This window comes from Terrabacter sp. RAF57, assembly GCF_052113925.1.
GTDB lineage: Bacteria > Actinomycetota > Actinomycetes > Actinomycetales > Dermatophilaceae > Terrabacter.
Genome location: NZ_JBFRDT010000003.1, coordinates 287,923 through 303,137, shown reverse-complemented (window position 1 = coordinate 303,137; position 15,215 = coordinate 287,923). Strand labels below are relative to the sequence as shown.

General features: G+C 71.1%; 13 protein-coding genes. 7 read left to right on the top strand and 6 right to left on the bottom strand.

Annotated elements, in window-relative coordinates; translation table 11 throughout:
* Position 1: 1 nt before the first annotated feature.
* The 6 genes from whiA (at position 2) to AB4Y83_RS06400 (ending at position 5,066) form a co-directional block, all read left to right on the top strand.
* Entirely contained in the window at positions 2 to 982 is a 981-nt protein-coding gene (gene whiA / locus AB4Y83_RS06425) for a DNA-binding protein WhiA (RefSeq protein WP_028785583.1), read from the top strand.
* A 199-nt stretch (positions 983 to 1,181) separates the two neighbouring features.
* Positions 1,182 to 2,186, top strand: coding sequence for a type I glyceraldehyde-3-phosphate dehydrogenase (gap, locus tag AB4Y83_RS06420; protein WP_056776721.1), 1,005 nt, complete (start codon positions 1,182 to 1,184; stop codon positions 2,184 to 2,186).
* 104 nt (positions 2,187 to 2,290) lie between these two features.
* Positions 2,291 to 3,499: a phosphoglycerate kinase gene (locus tag AB4Y83_RS06415; RefSeq protein ID WP_442296335.1), complete on the top strand. Its 1,209-nt coding sequence runs from the start codon at positions 2,291 to 2,293 to the stop codon at positions 3,497 to 3,499.
* Positions 3,499 to 4,311 carry a triose-phosphate isomerase gene (gene tpiA / locus AB4Y83_RS06410; protein ID WP_442296334.1) on the top strand — a complete coding sequence of 271 codons (813 nt, stop codon included), beginning with the start codon at positions 3,499 to 3,501 and terminating at the stop codon, positions 4,309 to 4,311. The genes AB4Y83_RS06415 and tpiA overlap by 1 nt, the downstream gene beginning before the upstream one ends.
* A 146-nt stretch (positions 4,312 to 4,457) precedes the next feature.
* A complete protein-coding gene (secG, locus tag AB4Y83_RS06405; RefSeq protein WP_020144105.1) occupies positions 4,458 to 4,703 on the top strand; it encodes a preprotein translocase subunit SecG in 246 nt (81 codons plus the stop codon).
* A 12-nt stretch (positions 4,704 to 4,715) separates the two neighbouring features.
* Positions 4,716 to 5,066, top strand: a complete 351-nt coding sequence (locus AB4Y83_RS06400) for an RNA polymerase-binding protein RbpA (protein ID WP_081633871.1) — start codon at positions 4,716 to 4,718, stop codon at positions 5,064 to 5,066.
* 133 nt (positions 5,067 to 5,199) lie between these two features.
* Here the strand turns inward: AB4Y83_RS06400 and pgl are convergent, their stop codons facing one another.
* Genes pgl through tkt form a run of 6 tightly spaced genes read right to left on the bottom strand, consistent with a single transcriptional unit; the run spans position 5,200 to position 14,011 of the window.
* The gene (pgl, locus tag AB4Y83_RS06395) at positions 5,200 to 5,934 is read right to left on the bottom strand and encodes a 6-phosphogluconolactonase (protein ID WP_442273590.1); all 735 of its coding nucleotides are present in this window, start codon (positions 5,932 to 5,934) and stop codon (positions 5,200 to 5,202) included.
* The gene (opcA, locus tag AB4Y83_RS06390) at positions 5,931 to 7,358 is read right to left on the bottom strand and encodes a glucose-6-phosphate dehydrogenase assembly protein OpcA (protein WP_442296333.1); all 1,428 of its coding nucleotides are present in this window, start codon (positions 7,356 to 7,358) and stop codon (positions 5,931 to 5,933) included. Before opcA ends, pgl begins: the two co-directional genes overlap by 4 nt.
* A complete protein-coding gene (gene zwf / locus AB4Y83_RS06385; protein ID WP_442273588.1) occupies positions 7,355 to 8,896 on the bottom strand; it encodes a glucose-6-phosphate dehydrogenase in 1,542 nt (513 codons plus the stop codon). The genes opcA and zwf overlap by 4 nt, the downstream gene beginning before the upstream one ends.
* Positions 8,893 to 10,533 carry a glucose-6-phosphate isomerase gene (locus AB4Y83_RS06380; RefSeq protein WP_442296332.1) on the bottom strand — a complete coding sequence of 547 codons (1,641 nt, stop codon included), beginning with the start codon at positions 10,531 to 10,533 and terminating at the stop codon, positions 8,893 to 8,895. The genes zwf and AB4Y83_RS06380 overlap by 4 nt, the downstream gene beginning before the upstream one ends.
* Positions 10,530 to 11,642: a transaldolase gene (gene tal / locus AB4Y83_RS06375; protein ID WP_442296331.1), complete on the bottom strand. Its 1,113-nt coding sequence runs from the start codon at positions 11,640 to 11,642 to the stop codon at positions 10,530 to 10,532. Before tal ends, AB4Y83_RS06380 begins: the two co-directional genes overlap by 4 nt.
* Positions 11,643 to 11,647: 5 nt before the next feature.
* Complete coding sequence (gene tkt, locus AB4Y83_RS06370) at positions 11,648 to 14,011, bottom strand: transketolase (protein WP_442296330.1); 2,364 nt, start codon at positions 14,009 to 14,011, stop codon at positions 11,648 to 11,650.
* Between the two features lie 189 nt (positions 14,012 to 14,200).
* On the opposite strand from tkt, the gene AB4Y83_RS06365 reads away from it, so the two are divergent.
* Positions 14,201 to 15,175 (top strand): heme o synthase, encoded by a 975-nt coding sequence (locus tag AB4Y83_RS06365; protein ID WP_442273584.1) that lies wholly within the window; start codon positions 14,201 to 14,203, stop codon positions 15,173 to 15,175.
* Positions 15,176 to 15,215: the final 40 nt, after the last annotated feature.

Genomic DNA, 15,215 nt, shown 5'->3' with positions numbered 1-15,215 from the left:
CATGGCCATGACAGCAAAGGTGAAGGACGAGCTCTCACGCCTCGAGGTGACCAAACCCTGCTGTCGCAAGGCCGAGGTCTCGACGATGCTCCGCTTCGCCGGCGGGCTGCACATCATCGGGGGACAGATCGTCGTCGAGGCCGAGCTCGACACCGCGAACGCCGCACGTCGCCTGCGCCGAAACATCGCCGAGGTCTACGGGCACAAGAGCGACGTGCTCGTCCTCGCCGCCGGCGGTCTGCGTCGTGGCTCCCGCTACGTCGTCCGGGTCGTCGAGGAGGGCGCCACCCTTGCCCGGCAGACCGGGCTCATCGACACGCGTGGGCGTCCCGTCCGCGGCCTGCCGCCCAAGGTGGTCAGCGCCGCGACGTGCGACTCCGAGGCCGCCTGGCGGGGCGCGTTCCTCGCGCACGGCTCGCTCACCGAGCCGGGGCGCTCGTCGGCGCTCGAGGTGACGTGCCCCGGTCCCGAGGCCGCCCTCGCCCTCGTCGGCGCCGCACGCCGCCTCGGCATCCAGGCCAAGGCCCGCGAGGTCCGCGGCGTCGACCGGGTCGTCATCCGCGACGGCGACGCCATCGGTGCGATGCTGACGCGTCTCGGGGCCCACGACGCCGTCATGGCGTGGGAGGAGCGGCGGATGCGCCGCGAGGTGCGGGCGACGGCCAACCGCCTGGCCAACTTCGACGACGCCAACCTGCGCCGCTCCGCACGGGCCGCCGTCGCTGCCGGGGCCCGGGTCGAGCGCGCCATGGAGCTGCTCGGCGAGGAGATCCCCGACCACCTGCGTGAGGCCGGGGTGCTCCGCCTCGAGCACAAGCAGGCCAGCCTCGAGGAGCTCGGCCAGCTGGCCAAGCCGCCGATGACCAAGGACGCCGTGGCCGGTCGCATCCGGCGCCTGCTCGCCATGGCCGACAAGCGGGCCGAGGAGCTCGGGGTCGCCGGCACCGACGCCAACCTCACGGCCGACATGCTCGAGAGCTGAACCGGGGCGTCCGACGCCGTCGCTCGGGTGCCCGCGCGGCGGGGGCGGCGCGTGCTGAGCGCGTGCTCACCAAGCCCTGAGACTGCCGCTTCGGCGTCGGAGGCGACGCACTAGGGTGTGGTGTGATCGAGGTCGCAACGGGGCGGCCCAAGGTCTGGCATTTTCGTCCGACACAGTCTCACCGAAGAGGTGCACAGCAGTGACCGTTCGCGTTGGTATCAACGGCTTTGGCCGCATCGGCCGCAACTTCTTCCGCGCCATCGTGGCGTCCGGAGCCGACATCGAGGTCGTGGCCACCAACGACCTCATGGACAACAAGACCCTCGCCCACCTGCTCAAGTACGACTCGATCCTGGGCCGTTTCCCCGGTGAGGTCACCTACGACGACACGTCGATCATCGTCGACGGCAAGGCCATCCGCGTCTTCGAGGAGCGCGACCCCGCCAACATCGACTGGGCCGGCGTCGGCGCCGACATCATCGTCGAGTCCACCGGCTTCTTCACCGACGCCCAGAAGGCCAAGGCCCACATCGACGGTGGCGCCAAGAAGGTCATCATCTCGGCCCCGGCCAAGAACGAGGACATCACGATCGTGATGGGCGTCAACCACGAGCTGTACGACCCCGCCGCGCACACGGTGATCTCCAACGCCTCGTGCACGACGAACTGCCTCGCGCCGATGGCCAAGGCCCTCAACGACGAGTTCGGCATCGTCAAGGGCCTCATGACGACCATCCACGCCTACACGCAGGACCAGAACCTCCAGGACGCCCCGCACAAGGACCTCCGTCGGGCCCGCGCCGCCGCCCTCAACATCGTCCCGACCACGACCGGCGCCGCCAAGGCCGTCGCCCTCGTGCTGCCCGAGCTCAAGGGCAAGCTCGACGGCTACGCGCTCCGCGTGCCGGTGCCGACCGGCTCGGCCACCGACCTGACCTTCGAGGCCGGTCGCGAGACGACCGTCGAAGAGGTCAACGCCGCCGTCAAGGCGGCGGCCGAGGGCCCGATGAAGGGCTTCCTCGTCTACACCGAGGACGAGATCGTCTCCAAGGACATCGAGACCGACCCCGCCTCGTGCATCTTCGACGCCGGTCTCACCAAGGTCATCGGCAACCAGGTCAAGGTCGTCGGCTGGTACGACAACGAGTGGGGCTACTCCAACCGGCTCGTCGACCTCGTCGCGCTCGTCGGCTCGTCGCTCTGAGCCACTCGGCCACCGCCCCCGGCGCTCTCCCGAGCACCCCGGGCGGTGGCCGCACCCTTGTCACCCGTGCCCGCCCATTCCCAACTGACGAAGAGGCATCCCGCGTGAAGACCACCAGCGATCTCGGGGACCTGCGCGGCAAGCGCGTCCTCGTCCGGTCCGACCTCAACGTGCCGCTCGACGGCTCGACGATCACCGACGACGGCCGCATCCGTGCCTCGGCCCCGACGATCAAGGGCCTGGCCGACGCCGGCGCCCGCGTCATCGTCTGCGCCCACCTCGGCCGCCCCAAGGGCGCCCCGGAGGCCAAGTACTCCCTCGCGCCGGTCGCGCGGCGACTCAGCGAGGTGCTCGGCACCGGCGTCGTCTTCGCCGACGACACCGTGGGTGACGACGCCAAGGCCAAGGCAGCGGCGCTCGAGGACGGCCAGGTGCTGCTCCTCGAGAACCTTCGCTTCAACGCCGGCGAGACCGGCAAGACCGACGACGAGCGTGCCGGCTTCGCGGGCGAGCTCGCTTCTCTCGCCGACGTCTTCGTCTCCGACGGCTTCGGGGTCGTGCACCGCAAGCAGGCCTCCGTCTACGACGTCGCGCGCCTGCTGCCGCATGCCACGGGCGACCTCGTCTCCACCGAGGTCGACGTCCTGCGCCGCCTGACGAAGGACCCCGAGCGCCCGTATGCCGTCGTCCTCGGTGGCGCGAAGGTGTCCGACAAGCTCGGCGTCATCGGCAACCTCCTCGGCACGGCGGACCGTCTCCTCATCGGTGGCGGCATGGTCTTCACCTTCCTCGCCGCGCAGGGCCACGAGGTCGGCAAGAGCCTGCTCGAGGCTGACCAGATCGACACGGTCAAGGGCTACCTCGAGCGGGCCGCGAAGGAGGGCGTCGAGATCGTGCTTCCGGTCGACGTCGTCGCCGCCGACGCGTTCAGCGCTGACGCGGCCCACGAGGTCGTCCCGGCCGACGCCATCCCGGCCGACCGGATGGGCCTCGACATCGGGCCCGCGTCGAGCGCGCTCTTCGCCGAGAAGCTCGCCGACTGCCGCACCGTCTTCTGGAACGGCCCGATGGGCGCCTTCGAGATGCAGCCCTACGCCGCCGGCACCAAGGCGCTGGCCCAGGCGCTCGTCGAGATCACCGCCCAGGGCGCCCTCACCGTCGTCGGTGGCGGCGACTCCGCCGCGGCCGTGCGCCAGCTCGGCTTCGCCGACTCCGACTTCGGCCACATCTCCACCGGCGGCGGCGCCAGCCTCGAGTACCTCGAGGGCAAGGAGCTGCCCGGACTCACCGTGCTCGAGGAGGGCGACGCCTGATGGCCAAGGACACCAAGCCGGTCGGGCGCGTCCCGCTCATGGCCGGCAACTGGAAGATGAACCTCGACCACCTCCAGGCGACGCACCTCGTGCAGAAGCTCGACTGGACGCTGCGCGACGCGAAGCACGACCACGCGGCCGTCGAGGTCGCCGTCCTGCCGCCCTTCACCGACCTGCGCTCGGTCCAGACGCTCATCGAGGGCGACAAGCTCGACCTCAGGTACGGCGCGCAGGACCTGTCGCCGCACACCTCGGGTGCCTACACCGGTGACATCTCGGGCGCCTTCCTCGCCAAGCTCGGCTGCACGTACGTCACCGTCGGGCACAGCGAGCGGCGCGAGGGCCACGGCGAGACCGACGCCGTCGTCAACGCCAAGGTCAAGGCGGCCTACGCCCACGGCCTGACGCCGATCCTCTGCTGCGGCGAGGCGCTCGACGTGCGCAAGGAGGGCCGTCAGGTCGAGCACGTCGTCGCCCAGCTGCGCGAGAACCTCGACGGGGTGACCAAGGAGCAGGCGGCATCGGTCGTCATCGCCTACGAGCCCATCTGGGCCATCGGCACGGGCGAGGTCGCCACGCCCGACGACGCGCAGGAGGTCTGCGCGGCCATCCGCACGCTGCTCGCCGAGCTCTACAGCGGCGACGTCGCCGACGGCGTACGCGTCCTCTACGGCGGCAGCGTCAAGTCGGGCAACGTCGCGGCGATCATGGCCCAGGAGGACGTCGACGGCGCCCTCGTCGGTGGTGCGTCGATCGACCCGACGGAGTTCGCGTCGATCTGTCGCTACCGCGACCACGTCGGCACGTCCTGATACCTTCCCTTCGGCCGGACGGATCCCACGGGGCCGTTCGGCCGAAGGGCCCTCGGGCAGGTATCCTTACCCGAGCCCCGGAACACGCGGGGGAGTGGCCGTCCGGCCCGACGACCCCCGAGATCCCGACGATTTGGAGTGACCACGTGGATGCGGTTCGCATCGTGCTTCAGGTCCTGCTGGTGCTGTCCAGCATGGTCCTGACCCTCTTCATCCTGCTGCACAAGGGCAAGGGTGGCGGCCTGTCCGACATGTTCGGCGGGGGCATGTCCACGTCGCTCGGTGGCTCATCGGTCGCCGAGCGCAACCTCGACCGCTTCACGGTGGCCGTGGCGCTCGTCTGGGCGACGGCGATCATCGGTCTGGGCCTCCTGGCCCGTTTCGCGAGCTGAGAGAAGGAACAGATGGCCAGCGGTAACGCCATTCGTGGAAGCCGGGTCGGCGCCGGCCCGATGGGCGAGGCGGAGCGCGGCGACGCCGCCCCTCGCGTCCACATCTCCTACTGGTGCTCCAACGGGCACGAGACCCGTCCGAGCTTCGCCGAGGAGCCCGGCATGGTCCTGCCCGAGACGTGGGACTGCCCGCGCTGCGGGTTCCCGGCCGGCCAGGACAAGGACAACCCCCCGGCCCCGCCGAAGGTCGAGCCCTACAAGACGCACCTGGCCTACGTGAAGGAGCGTCGCAGCGACGCCGACGGCGCCGCCATCCTCGACGAGGCCCTGAGCACGCTGCGCGAGCGCGGCCTCATCCAGTGACCCCCCGGGTCACCGGTGGGTGACCTGACGACGAAGGGCCCGGGAGATCCTCCCGGGCCCTTCGTCGTTTCGTATGCCGTCCGGTGCCGCGCGGCCGGCCGCGTCGGTCAGTCGCGTCGGTCGGCCGCGTCGGTCAGTCGAGGGCCGAGGCCGCGTCGGCGTCGACGAGCCACAGGGTCGCGTCCGTGCCCGCGGGTCCGGCCGCGGGGACGTCCCAGCGGTCCGCACCCGGGACGAGCGCGGCCTCGACCGCCTCGGCCTTGTCGGCTCCGGACACGAGGAACCACACCTCGTGGGAGCGCTCGAAGCACTCGAAGGTGAGGCTCACCCGGTCCGGCGGCGGCTTCGGCGAGTCGTGCACGGCGATCGCGATCGCGTCGGTCACTCGCTGGGCCGGGTGGTGCGGGAAGAGCGAGGCGACGTGACCGTCCGGGCCGACGCCGAAGAGCACGACGTCCCACGCCTTCTGGCCGTGCTCGCGGATCGTGCGGGCGTAGGCCTCGGCGCTGGCCTCGGCGCTCTCCGAGGCGTCGGGACCGGCCACCCGGTGCACCTTCGCCGGGTCGAGTCCCAGCGTGCTGAGACCCGCCTCGTCGTTCTGGGTGTCGTTGCGGTCGGGGTCACCCGCCGGGAGGTAGCGCTCGTCGCCCCACCACACGCGTACCCGTGACCAGTCGACGGCCGAGCGGCCCGGCGTCGTCAGGACGGAGGCGATGATCGCCGATCCCATGGACCCGCCGGTGAGAGCCACCTGGGCCTCGGGTTTGCGGGTCTGGGCGTCGACCAACGCGGTGACGAACCGGGCCGCGGCGGCGTCGGCCAGGGACTGCTTGTCCGGGTGGACGACGACGCGCGGCTCGGCGGTCACGAGGTCGCCGTCCCGCTCGCCGCCTTCGTGGCCGTGGTGGCCGTGGTGGCCTTGCGAGCCGTCGCCTTGCGGGTGCCCGCCGTCGTCCGCGACGCGGCCTTCGTCGTGCTCTTGGCCGCGCCCGTCTTCGATGCACCCTTCGTCGCGGCGCTCCGGGTGGCCGACGTCGCGGCCGCCTTCGTCGTCGCCCGCTTGGCGGTGGCTGGCTTGGCGGTGGCTCGCTTGGTCGGGGAGGCTGTCCTGGCTGGGGTCGTCGACTCGGTCCCGGCCGCCGTCTTCCGGTTCTTGGCGGCTTGCTTCTCGCGGGGCGTCCGCTTGCCCGCGAGCTTGCGGACGGTGGCCGCGTGCACGTCGGCGGTCTCGGCGTGCTCGGGCGCCGGGGGAGCCGTGATCATCGCGCTGGCCTCCTGCGCCGACTCGTCACGGCCGAGGCGGGCCGCAAGGCGACGCGACTCGGCGGGGTCCGGAGCCTTGCCTGCCTTGGCGGCTGCGGCCGCGGTGAGACGCACCGGCTGGAGCGCCCCGAGGCCGTGCAGCAGCGCGTCCTCGTAGGCGTCGTCCGGGTCGAGGCGACGCAGCTCGTCGGCCAGGCACTCCGGTAGCTCGCGCCGGGGCAGGCTGATCCGGCGGTCGGGCTGACCGGTCTGCGAGAGCGTAGCGACGACGTCGCCGGGACGCACCAGGTCGATGGGGCCGCTCTTGCGCTCGAGGCGGACCGAGCTGATGCCCGACCCCCGCGGGGTCGAGACCCGGTGCACGGGCACCCGGAGCCGACGCGAGAGCCAGCCGGCGAGCAGGTCGCTCGACGGGGAGTCGGGCGCGCCGCTGACGACGGCCCCGGTGATCGGCTCGTAGGGCGGCTGGTCGAGCGCGGCGGCGAGCAGGCCACGCCAGCGGGTCAGGCGGGTCCACGCGAGGTCGGTGTCGCCCGGTGCGTAGTTCGCCGCCCGCTTCTTGAGCATGAGCCGCGGGTTGCGGTGCTCGGCGACGTCGGTGATCCGGCGCTGGGCCATCGCGCCGATGGGGTCCTTCGCGACGTCGGCCGGTGCCTCACCGGGCCACCAGGCCACGATGGGGGAGTCGGGCAGCAGGAGCGGCACGACGACGCTCGGGCCGTGGTTGGCCAGCGCACCGTAGAGCCGGAGCACGACGATCTCGCTCGCGCCGGCGTCACCGCCGAGACGGATCTGCGCGTCGAGACGGTTCTTGCCGCGGCGGTCGCCGGAGATGACGACGATGATGCGGCAGGGGTGCTGGCGGCTCGCCTGGTTGGCGACGTCGATGGCGTTGCCGGCGTCGGTGTCCTCGACGACCACGACGAGCGTCAGCACGCGGCCGAGCGCCATCGCGCCGACCTCGTTGCGCAGGCGCACCAGCGTCTTGCTGACGCCGGTGGTCGTGGTGTCGGTCAGGTCGCGGATCACGGCATCCTCCACGTACGTCCGTCGCGTTCGAGCATCTCGTCGGCCGAGGGCGGTCCCCACGTTCCCGCGGTGTACTGCTCCGGCTTGCCGGACTTGGCCCAGTGCTTCATGAGCGGGTCGAGGATCCGCCAGGACGACTCGACCTCTTCGTGCCGCGGGAAGAGCGGCGGGTCACCGAGCAGCACGTCGAGGATGAGGCGTTCGTACGCCTCTGGCGACGCCTCGGTGAACGACGAGCCGTAGCCGAAGTCCATCGTGACGTCGCGGACCTCCATCTGCGCACCGGGCACCTTGGAGCCGAAGCGGATGGTGACGCCCTCGTCGGGCTGCACGCGGATGACGATGGCGTTCTGCCCGAGCTCCTCCGTCGCGGTGTGCTCGAAGGGCAGGTGCGGCGCACGCTTGAAGACGACCGCGATCTCGGTGACGCGCTTGCCGAGACGCTTGCCGGTGCGCAGGTAGAACGGGACGCCCGCCCAGCGGCGGGTGTCGACCTCGAGAGTCACGGCGGCGAAGGTCTCGGTGACCGACGTGGGGTCGACGCCGTCCTCCTCGAGGTAGCCGACGACCTCCTCGGCGCCCTGCCAGCCACCGCCGTACTGCCCGCGAGCGGCGCCCTTGTCGAGGTCAGCAGGGAGGCGGACGGCCGAGAGCACCTTCTCCTTCTCGGCGCGAAGGTCCTTGGCGTCGAAGGAGACCGGCTCCTCCATCGCGGTGAGCGCGAGGAGCTGGAGCAGGTGGTTCTGGATGACGTCGCGCGCCGCGCCGATGCCATCGTAGTAGCCGGCGCGGCCCGCGATGCCGATGTCCTCGGCCATCGTGATCTGCACGTGGTCGACGTAGTTGGCGTTCCACACCGGCTCGAAGAGCTGGTTGGCGAAGCGGAGGGCCAGGAGGTTCTGGACCGTCTCCTTGCCGAGGTAGTGGTCGATGCGGAAGACGGAGTCAGGTGGGAAGACGCCCTCGACGATCTCGTTGAGCTCCTGGGCGCTCTTGAGGTCGTGCCCGAAGGGCTTCTCGATGATGACGCGTCGCCAGCTGTCGCCCTCGGCCTTGGTCAGGCCGCACCGCTCGAGCTGCTCGCACACGGTCGCGAAGAAGCCCGGGGGGATCGAGAGGTAGAAGGCGTGGTTGCCGCCGGTGCCGCGGTCCTGGTCGAGCTCGTCGACCGTCTTGGCCAGCAGGTCGAACGCCGCCGGGTCGTCGAACGTGCCGGGCACGAAACGGAAGCCCTCGGAGAGGTTGCGCCACACGTCCTCGCTGAAGGGGGTGCGGGCGTGCTGCTTCACGGCGTCGTGGACGACCTGGCCGAAGTCCTGGGCCGCCCAGTCACGGCGGGCGAAACCGACGAGCGAGAAGCCCGGCGGCAGCAGCCCGCGGTTGGCGAGGTCGTAGATCGCCGGCATGAGCTTCTTGCGGGCCAGGTCACCGGTCACGCCGAAGAGGACGAGACCGCACGGTCCGGCGATGCGGGGGAGGCGCTTGTCCTCGGCGGTGCGCAGCGGGTTGTGCCCGTGCGAGATGCGCGCAGGACTCATGCGCGGCCTCCTGCCAGCAGCGCCTCGCGCAGCTGCGCGAGACCTGCGTCGTGGTCGGTGAGGTGCAGCTGGAGGACGGGGCGTCCGTGGTCGGCGAGGACCGCGGCGTCGCCGCCCGCCTGCGAGGCGATGAAGTCACCGAAGGTGAACTCGCGTCCGGGGATCGCGAGGTCCTCCTTGGGTGCCGTCGTGATCTGGAGGTAGACGCCCACCGCCGGGCCGCCCTTGTGGAACTGGCCGGTCGAGTGCAGGAAGCGCGGGCCCCAGCCGAACGTCGTCGGACGCTCCGTGCGACGGGCGAGCGGGACGCGGCACTCGGCGAGGTCGGCGTCGGCCAGCCGGTCGAGGTAGGCCATGACGGCGACGTAGCCGTGCTCGCGGTCGAGCTGCGCGAAGAGCGCGTCGAGGGCCGCGGGCACGGTGCGTGCGTCGCCGAGCCAGTCGCGCGACCCACCGAGCGTGCGGATCTCTATGGCGCCGTCCGTCGCGGCGGGGTCCGTGCTCGAGCCGGTTCCCTGGTCGAGCAGGGCGCGGGCGGCCTTCTTGGCGCTCTCGACGTCGGGCTGGTCGAAGGGGTTGATGCCGAGCAGGCGCCCGGCGACGGCGGTGGCCACCTCCCACAGGAGCAGCTGGGCACCCAGGGCGCCGCCCACGCGTACCTCCGACGCGACGTCGCCCGACGGGGCCGCCTCGCTGTCGGCGTCCACGAGACGCGCCACGGTGACGTCGGCCGCGGGCCAGGCCACCTCGGGGTCCTCGTCCCCACCGGCGACGACCGGCAGGACGCCGGTGCCGTTCTTGCCGGTGGACTCGGCGATGAGCTGCTCGGCCCAGTCGGCGAACCCGACGATGCCGGAGCCGTCGTCGACGAGGACGAGCTTGTCACGCAGGGGGTCGGTGCCACCCATGGCGGCGCCGAGGCGCAGACCGGGGTTGGCGTCGTCGTCGGCGGCCAGCAGGTCGGCGACGGACTCGGCCTCGTCGAGGAGGGCCTCGACGTCGACGCCGGCGAGGCCGCTCGGCACGAGACCGAAGGCGGTCAGCGCCGAGTAGCGGCCACCGACGTCGGGGTCGGCGTTGACGACGCGGTAGCCCTTGGCGCGGGACTCCTTGTCGAGCGGGCTGCCCGGGTCGGTGACGATGACGATGCGCGACGCGGGGTCGATGCCGGCGTCGGTGAACGCCTGCTCGTAGGCACGGCGCTGGGAGTCGGTCTCGACCGTGGAGCCGGACTTGCTCGAGACGACGACCACGGTGTGGTCGAGGTCGTCGCCGAGGGCACGCCGGACGTAGTCGGGGTCGGACGAGTCGAGCACGACGAGCGGCTTGCCGGCCGTGGCGCAGATGACCTCCGGCGCGAGCGAGGAGCCGCCCATGCCGCAGAGCACGACGTGGGTCAGGCCCTGCTCGGCGAAGGAGTCGCGCAGCGCCGCGATCTCGCCGACGAGGGGGCGCGAGGATCGCGGGAGGCCCACCCAGGACAGGCGGACCCGCGACTCGGACTCGGCGTCAGGACCCCACAGCGTGGCGTCCCGGGCGAAGAGGCGGCTCGCGACGGAGTCGTCGACGAGGCTCGGCACGTGCCTCGCGATCGCGTCCGCCGCTGCTCCTGCTGCGCTGACGGACAGCGAGCTCATGCCGTCACCTTCTCCATCTCCGCGGTGACGCCGTCCAACAGCTCGCCCCACGCCTTCTCGAACTTGTCGACGCCCTCGGTCTCGAGCAGGTCGACGACCTCGTTGTACGAGACACCAACGCCCTCGAGGTCGTCGAGGACGTTGCCGGCCAGCTCGTAGCCGCCGGTCACCGTGTCGCCGTGGATGTCGCCGTGGTCGGCGGTCGCCTCGAGCGTCTTGCCGGGCATCGTGTTGACGACGTCGGCGGCGACGAGCTCGGTGACGTACATCGTGTCGGGGTAGGCCGGGTCCTTGACGCCGGTCGACGCCCAGAGCGGGCGCTGCACGTTGGCGCCGGCCTCGGCGAGCGAGCCCCAGCGCGGCGTCGAGAAGACCTCCTCGAAGGCCTGGTAGGCGAGGCGGGCGTTGGCGAGGCCGGCCTTGCCCTTGAGGGCGCGGGCCTCGTCGGTGCCGATGGCGTCGAGCCGCTTGTCGATCTCGGTGTCGACGCGGGAGACGAAGAACGAGGCGACCGAGTGGATCGTCGACAGGTCGTGCCCGTTGGCGTGCGCCTTCTCGAGGCCCTCGAGGTAGGCGTTCATGACGGCGCGGTAGCGCTCGAGGGAGAAGATCAGCGTCACGTTGACGCTGATGCCCTCGGCGATGGTGGCGGTGATCGCCGGGAGGCCGGCCTTCGTCGCGGGGATCTTGATGAGGACGTTGGGGCGGGCCACGTCACCGTGCATCTGCTTCGCCTGCTCGACCGTCTTGTCGGTGTCGTGCGCCAGGCGTGGGTCGACCTCGATGGAGACGCGGCCGTCGACACCCTTGGTCGACTCGTAGAGCGGCAGGAAGAGGTCGCACGCGTCGCGGACGTCCTCCGTCGTCAGCTCGTGGACGACCTCCTCGACGTCCTTGCCGGCCTTCGTCAGGGCGGCCAGGTCGTCGTTGTAGCGGTCGCCCTTCGACAGCGCCGCCTGGAAGATCGAGGGATTCGAGGTGACACCGACGACGTTGCGCTCGGTGATGAGCTCGGAGATCTGGCCGGTCTCGATGAGCTCGCGGGAGAGGTCGTCGAGCCAGATGGAGACGCCTGCTTCTGAGAGGGCCTGGGTGTTCGGGTTGGTCATGCTGGTCACTTCCCCTTGCTCGTAGCGGATGCGGCGGCCGCGTGGGCGGCCTTGCCGCTGCCGGTCTGCGCGTCGCCACCCATGACGTCGGTGGAGGCGCTCTGGGCGGCGCGGGCCGGGTTGGTCTCGGTGACCCCCGGGGCCTTCGTCGCGGAGCCCTTGGCTGCCTTGATGGAGTCCTTCGCGGCCTTGACGACGGCGTCGGCGGTGATGCCGAACTCGCGGTACAGGGTGGCCTGGTCGGCAGAGGCACCGAAGTGCTCGATGCTGACGATGCGCCCGGCGTCGCCGACGACGTCGTGCCAGCCCATCGAGATCCCCGCCTCCACGCTGACGCGGGCCCGGACTGCCGGCGGCAGAACCTTGTCCTGGTAGGAACGGGTCTGCTTCTCGAACCATTCCCGGCAGGGCATCGAGACGACGCGCGTCGCGATGCGCGACTTCTCGAGGCGCTCGGCGGCCTGGACCGCCAGCTGCACCTCGGAGCCGGTCGCGACGACGACGACGTCGGGGTCACCGGCACGCGACTCCTCGACGAGGACGTAGGCGCCCTTGGCGACGCCGCTCACCTTGCCGTACGCCGAGCGGTCCCACGTCGGGACCGGCTGGCGCGTGAGGCAGAGGGCGGCCGGCCCGTCCGTCTTCGTCAGGATCTGGGCCCAGGCGGCGGCGGTCTCGTTGGCGTCGGCGGGGCGGACGACGTCGAGGCCGGGGATGGCGCGCAGGGCTGCGAGGTGCTCGATCGGCTGGTGCGTCGGGCCGTCCTCGCCGAGGCCGATGGAGTCGTGCGTCCAGACGTACGTGACGGGCGCCTGCTGGATCGCGGCGAGGCGCACGGCGGGGCGCATGTAGTCGGAGAAGACGAGGAAGGTGCCGCCGTAGGGGCGGGTCAGGCCCTCGAGCGCGATCCCGTTGAGGATCATGCCCATGCCGTTCTCGCGGATGCCGAAGTGCAGCGTGCGACCGAACGGGCCGCCCTTCCACGTCGACGTCTGCTTCGAGCTCGGGATGAAGGACGGCTGGCCCTCCATCGTCGTGTTGTTGGACTCGGCGAGGTCGGCAGAGCCGCCCCAGAGCTCGGGCATGACGTCGGCGATGGCCGTGAGGACCTTGCCGGAGGCGGCGCGGGTCGCGACGCCCTTCTCGTCAGCCGGGAAGGTCGGCATCGCCTTGGCGAGGCCGGCCGGAGCCTGGCCCGCGAGGATGCGGTCGAGCAGGCCCGCACGGTCGGGGTTGGCCTTGCGCCACGCCTTGTACGCCTTGTCCCACTCGCGGTGGGCGGCCTTGCCGCGCTTGACGACGTCGCGGGCGTGCTTGAGGACGGCGGGCTCGACGGCGAAGGTCTTCTTCGGGTCGAAGCCGAGCAGCTCCTTCGTCCCGCTGATCTCCTCGTCGCCGAGTGCCGAGCCGTGGGACTTGCCGGTGTTCTGCTTCGTCGGCGCGGGCCACGCGATGATCGTGTGCAGCACGACGAGGGTCGGCTTGTCCGTCACCTTGTCGCCCGAGCGGATCGCGGCGAGGAGTGCGTCGACGTCCTCGACGTAGGTGGCGCCGTCGGCGTCCTTGCGCCAGTCGACCTCCACGACGTGCCAGCCGTAGGCCTCGAAGCGCGCCGCGACGTCCTCGCTGAACGCGATGTCGGTGTCGTCCTCGATGGAGATCTGGTTGGCGTCGTAGACGACGGTGAGGTTGCCGAGCTCCTGGTGGCCGGCCAGGGCGCAGGCCTCGTGGGAGACGCCCTCCTGCATGTCGCCGTCGGAGGCGATGACGTAGACGTGGTGGTCGAAGGGGCTCGTGCCCGGCTTGGCGTCGGGATCGAAGAGGCCGCGCTGACGACGCTGCGCCATGGCCATGCCGACGGCCGAGGCCAGGCCCGAACCGAGCGGGCCGGTCGTGATCTCGACGCCGGGGGTGTGGTGGACCTCGGGGTGGCCGGGCGTGAGCGAGCCCCACGTGCGCAGCGACTTGAGGTCGTCGAGTGAGAGGCCGTAGCCGCTGAGGTAGAGCTGGATGTACTGCGTGAGGCTCGAGTGCCCGCAGGAGAGCACGAACCGGTCGCGCCCGAGCCAGGCCGGGTCGGACGGGTCGTGCGTCATGACGTTCTGGTAGAGCAGGTATGCGAGCGGCGCGAGCGACATGGCCGTGCCGGGGTGGCCGTTGCCGACCTTCTGCACGGCGTCGGCGGCGAGCAGTCGCGTGGTGTCGACCGCGCGGACGTCGAGATCGCTCCAGCCGGCCTTCTTCGCCACGGGAAGCGGCAGACCCGGGTCGCGCTGTGCCAGCAGGCCCTTCGTCTTCGCGGTCCGAGTGGTGCCGGATCGGGTGGGCTTCTTCGCCTTCGTGGCGGTGCTGGACGCAGCAGTGGGCACGGAACGGGTCTCCTTCAACAAGGGTTGATCACGTACGGCCACGAGCCTAGTGCCCGCGCTGTGAGGGACGACACCTCGCCCGGCGGTCGGAACGGCCATCTGCCGGTGCGGTGCCGGCCGTCGGCGGCGACGGTCTAGACTTGCGACGCAATGCTCACGTACCCAGCGGGTCGGAGCGACGTACCAGCGGTGAGGATCTCAGTGACAACGGTGGACCCCCGCGCCGACCTCTCGGCGCTGCACGGTCCCGACGGCAGTGGGCTGAAGTTCCTCCTCGGACAGTACGTCTCGCTGATGAAGCCGCGGATCATCGAGCTGCTCCTCATCACCACCATCCCCGTGATGTTCCTGGCGGAGCAGGGCGTGCCGGACCTCTGGCTCGTCGTCGTCACCGTCGTCGGTGGCACGCTGTCCGCCGGTGCGGCCAACACCCTCAACTGTTACATCGACCGCGACATCGACGCCGTCATGCACCGGACGAGTCGTCGGCCTCTCGTCACGGGCACGGTCAGCCCACGGGGCGCCCTCGTGTTCGGGGTGGCGCTGGCCGTCGGATCGACCGTCTGGCTGGGCCTGCTCGTCAACTGGCTGAGCGCCTGGCTGGCCCTCGGTGCACTGCTCTTCTACGTCTTCGGCTACACCCTGCTGCTCAAGCGCCGCACGACCCAGAACATCGTCTGGGGCGGCGCTGCAGGCTGCATGCCGGTGCTCATCGGCTGGTCGGCCGTCACCGACTCGCTCAGCTGGTCGGCGTTCATCCTCTTCATGGTCATCTTCTTCTGGACGCCGCCGCACTACTGGCCGCTGTCGATGCGCTACAAGGACGACTACGCCACGGCGCACGTGCCGATGCTGCCGGTCGTCGAGCGCTTCGTCGTCGTCGCCCGCCAGATCGTCGCCTACTCGTGGGCCATGGTGCTGACGTCACTGGCGCTCGTGCCGGTCCAGCAGGTCGGCTGGGTCTACACCACCGCTGCCGTGGTCGCCGGGGCGCTCTTCCTCACCGAGGCACACCGCCTCCTCGCCAGGGCGAAGGCCGGTGCGGCCGAGGACGTCCTCAAGCCGATGCGTCTGTTCCACTTCTCGATCACGTACCTCACGATCCTGTTCGTGGGAGTCGCGCTCGACCCCATCTGGCACCTGCCGCTGCCGTTCTTCTCCTGACCGGGGACGCCCCACCCAGGGCGAATGCCGTGTGGCGCGG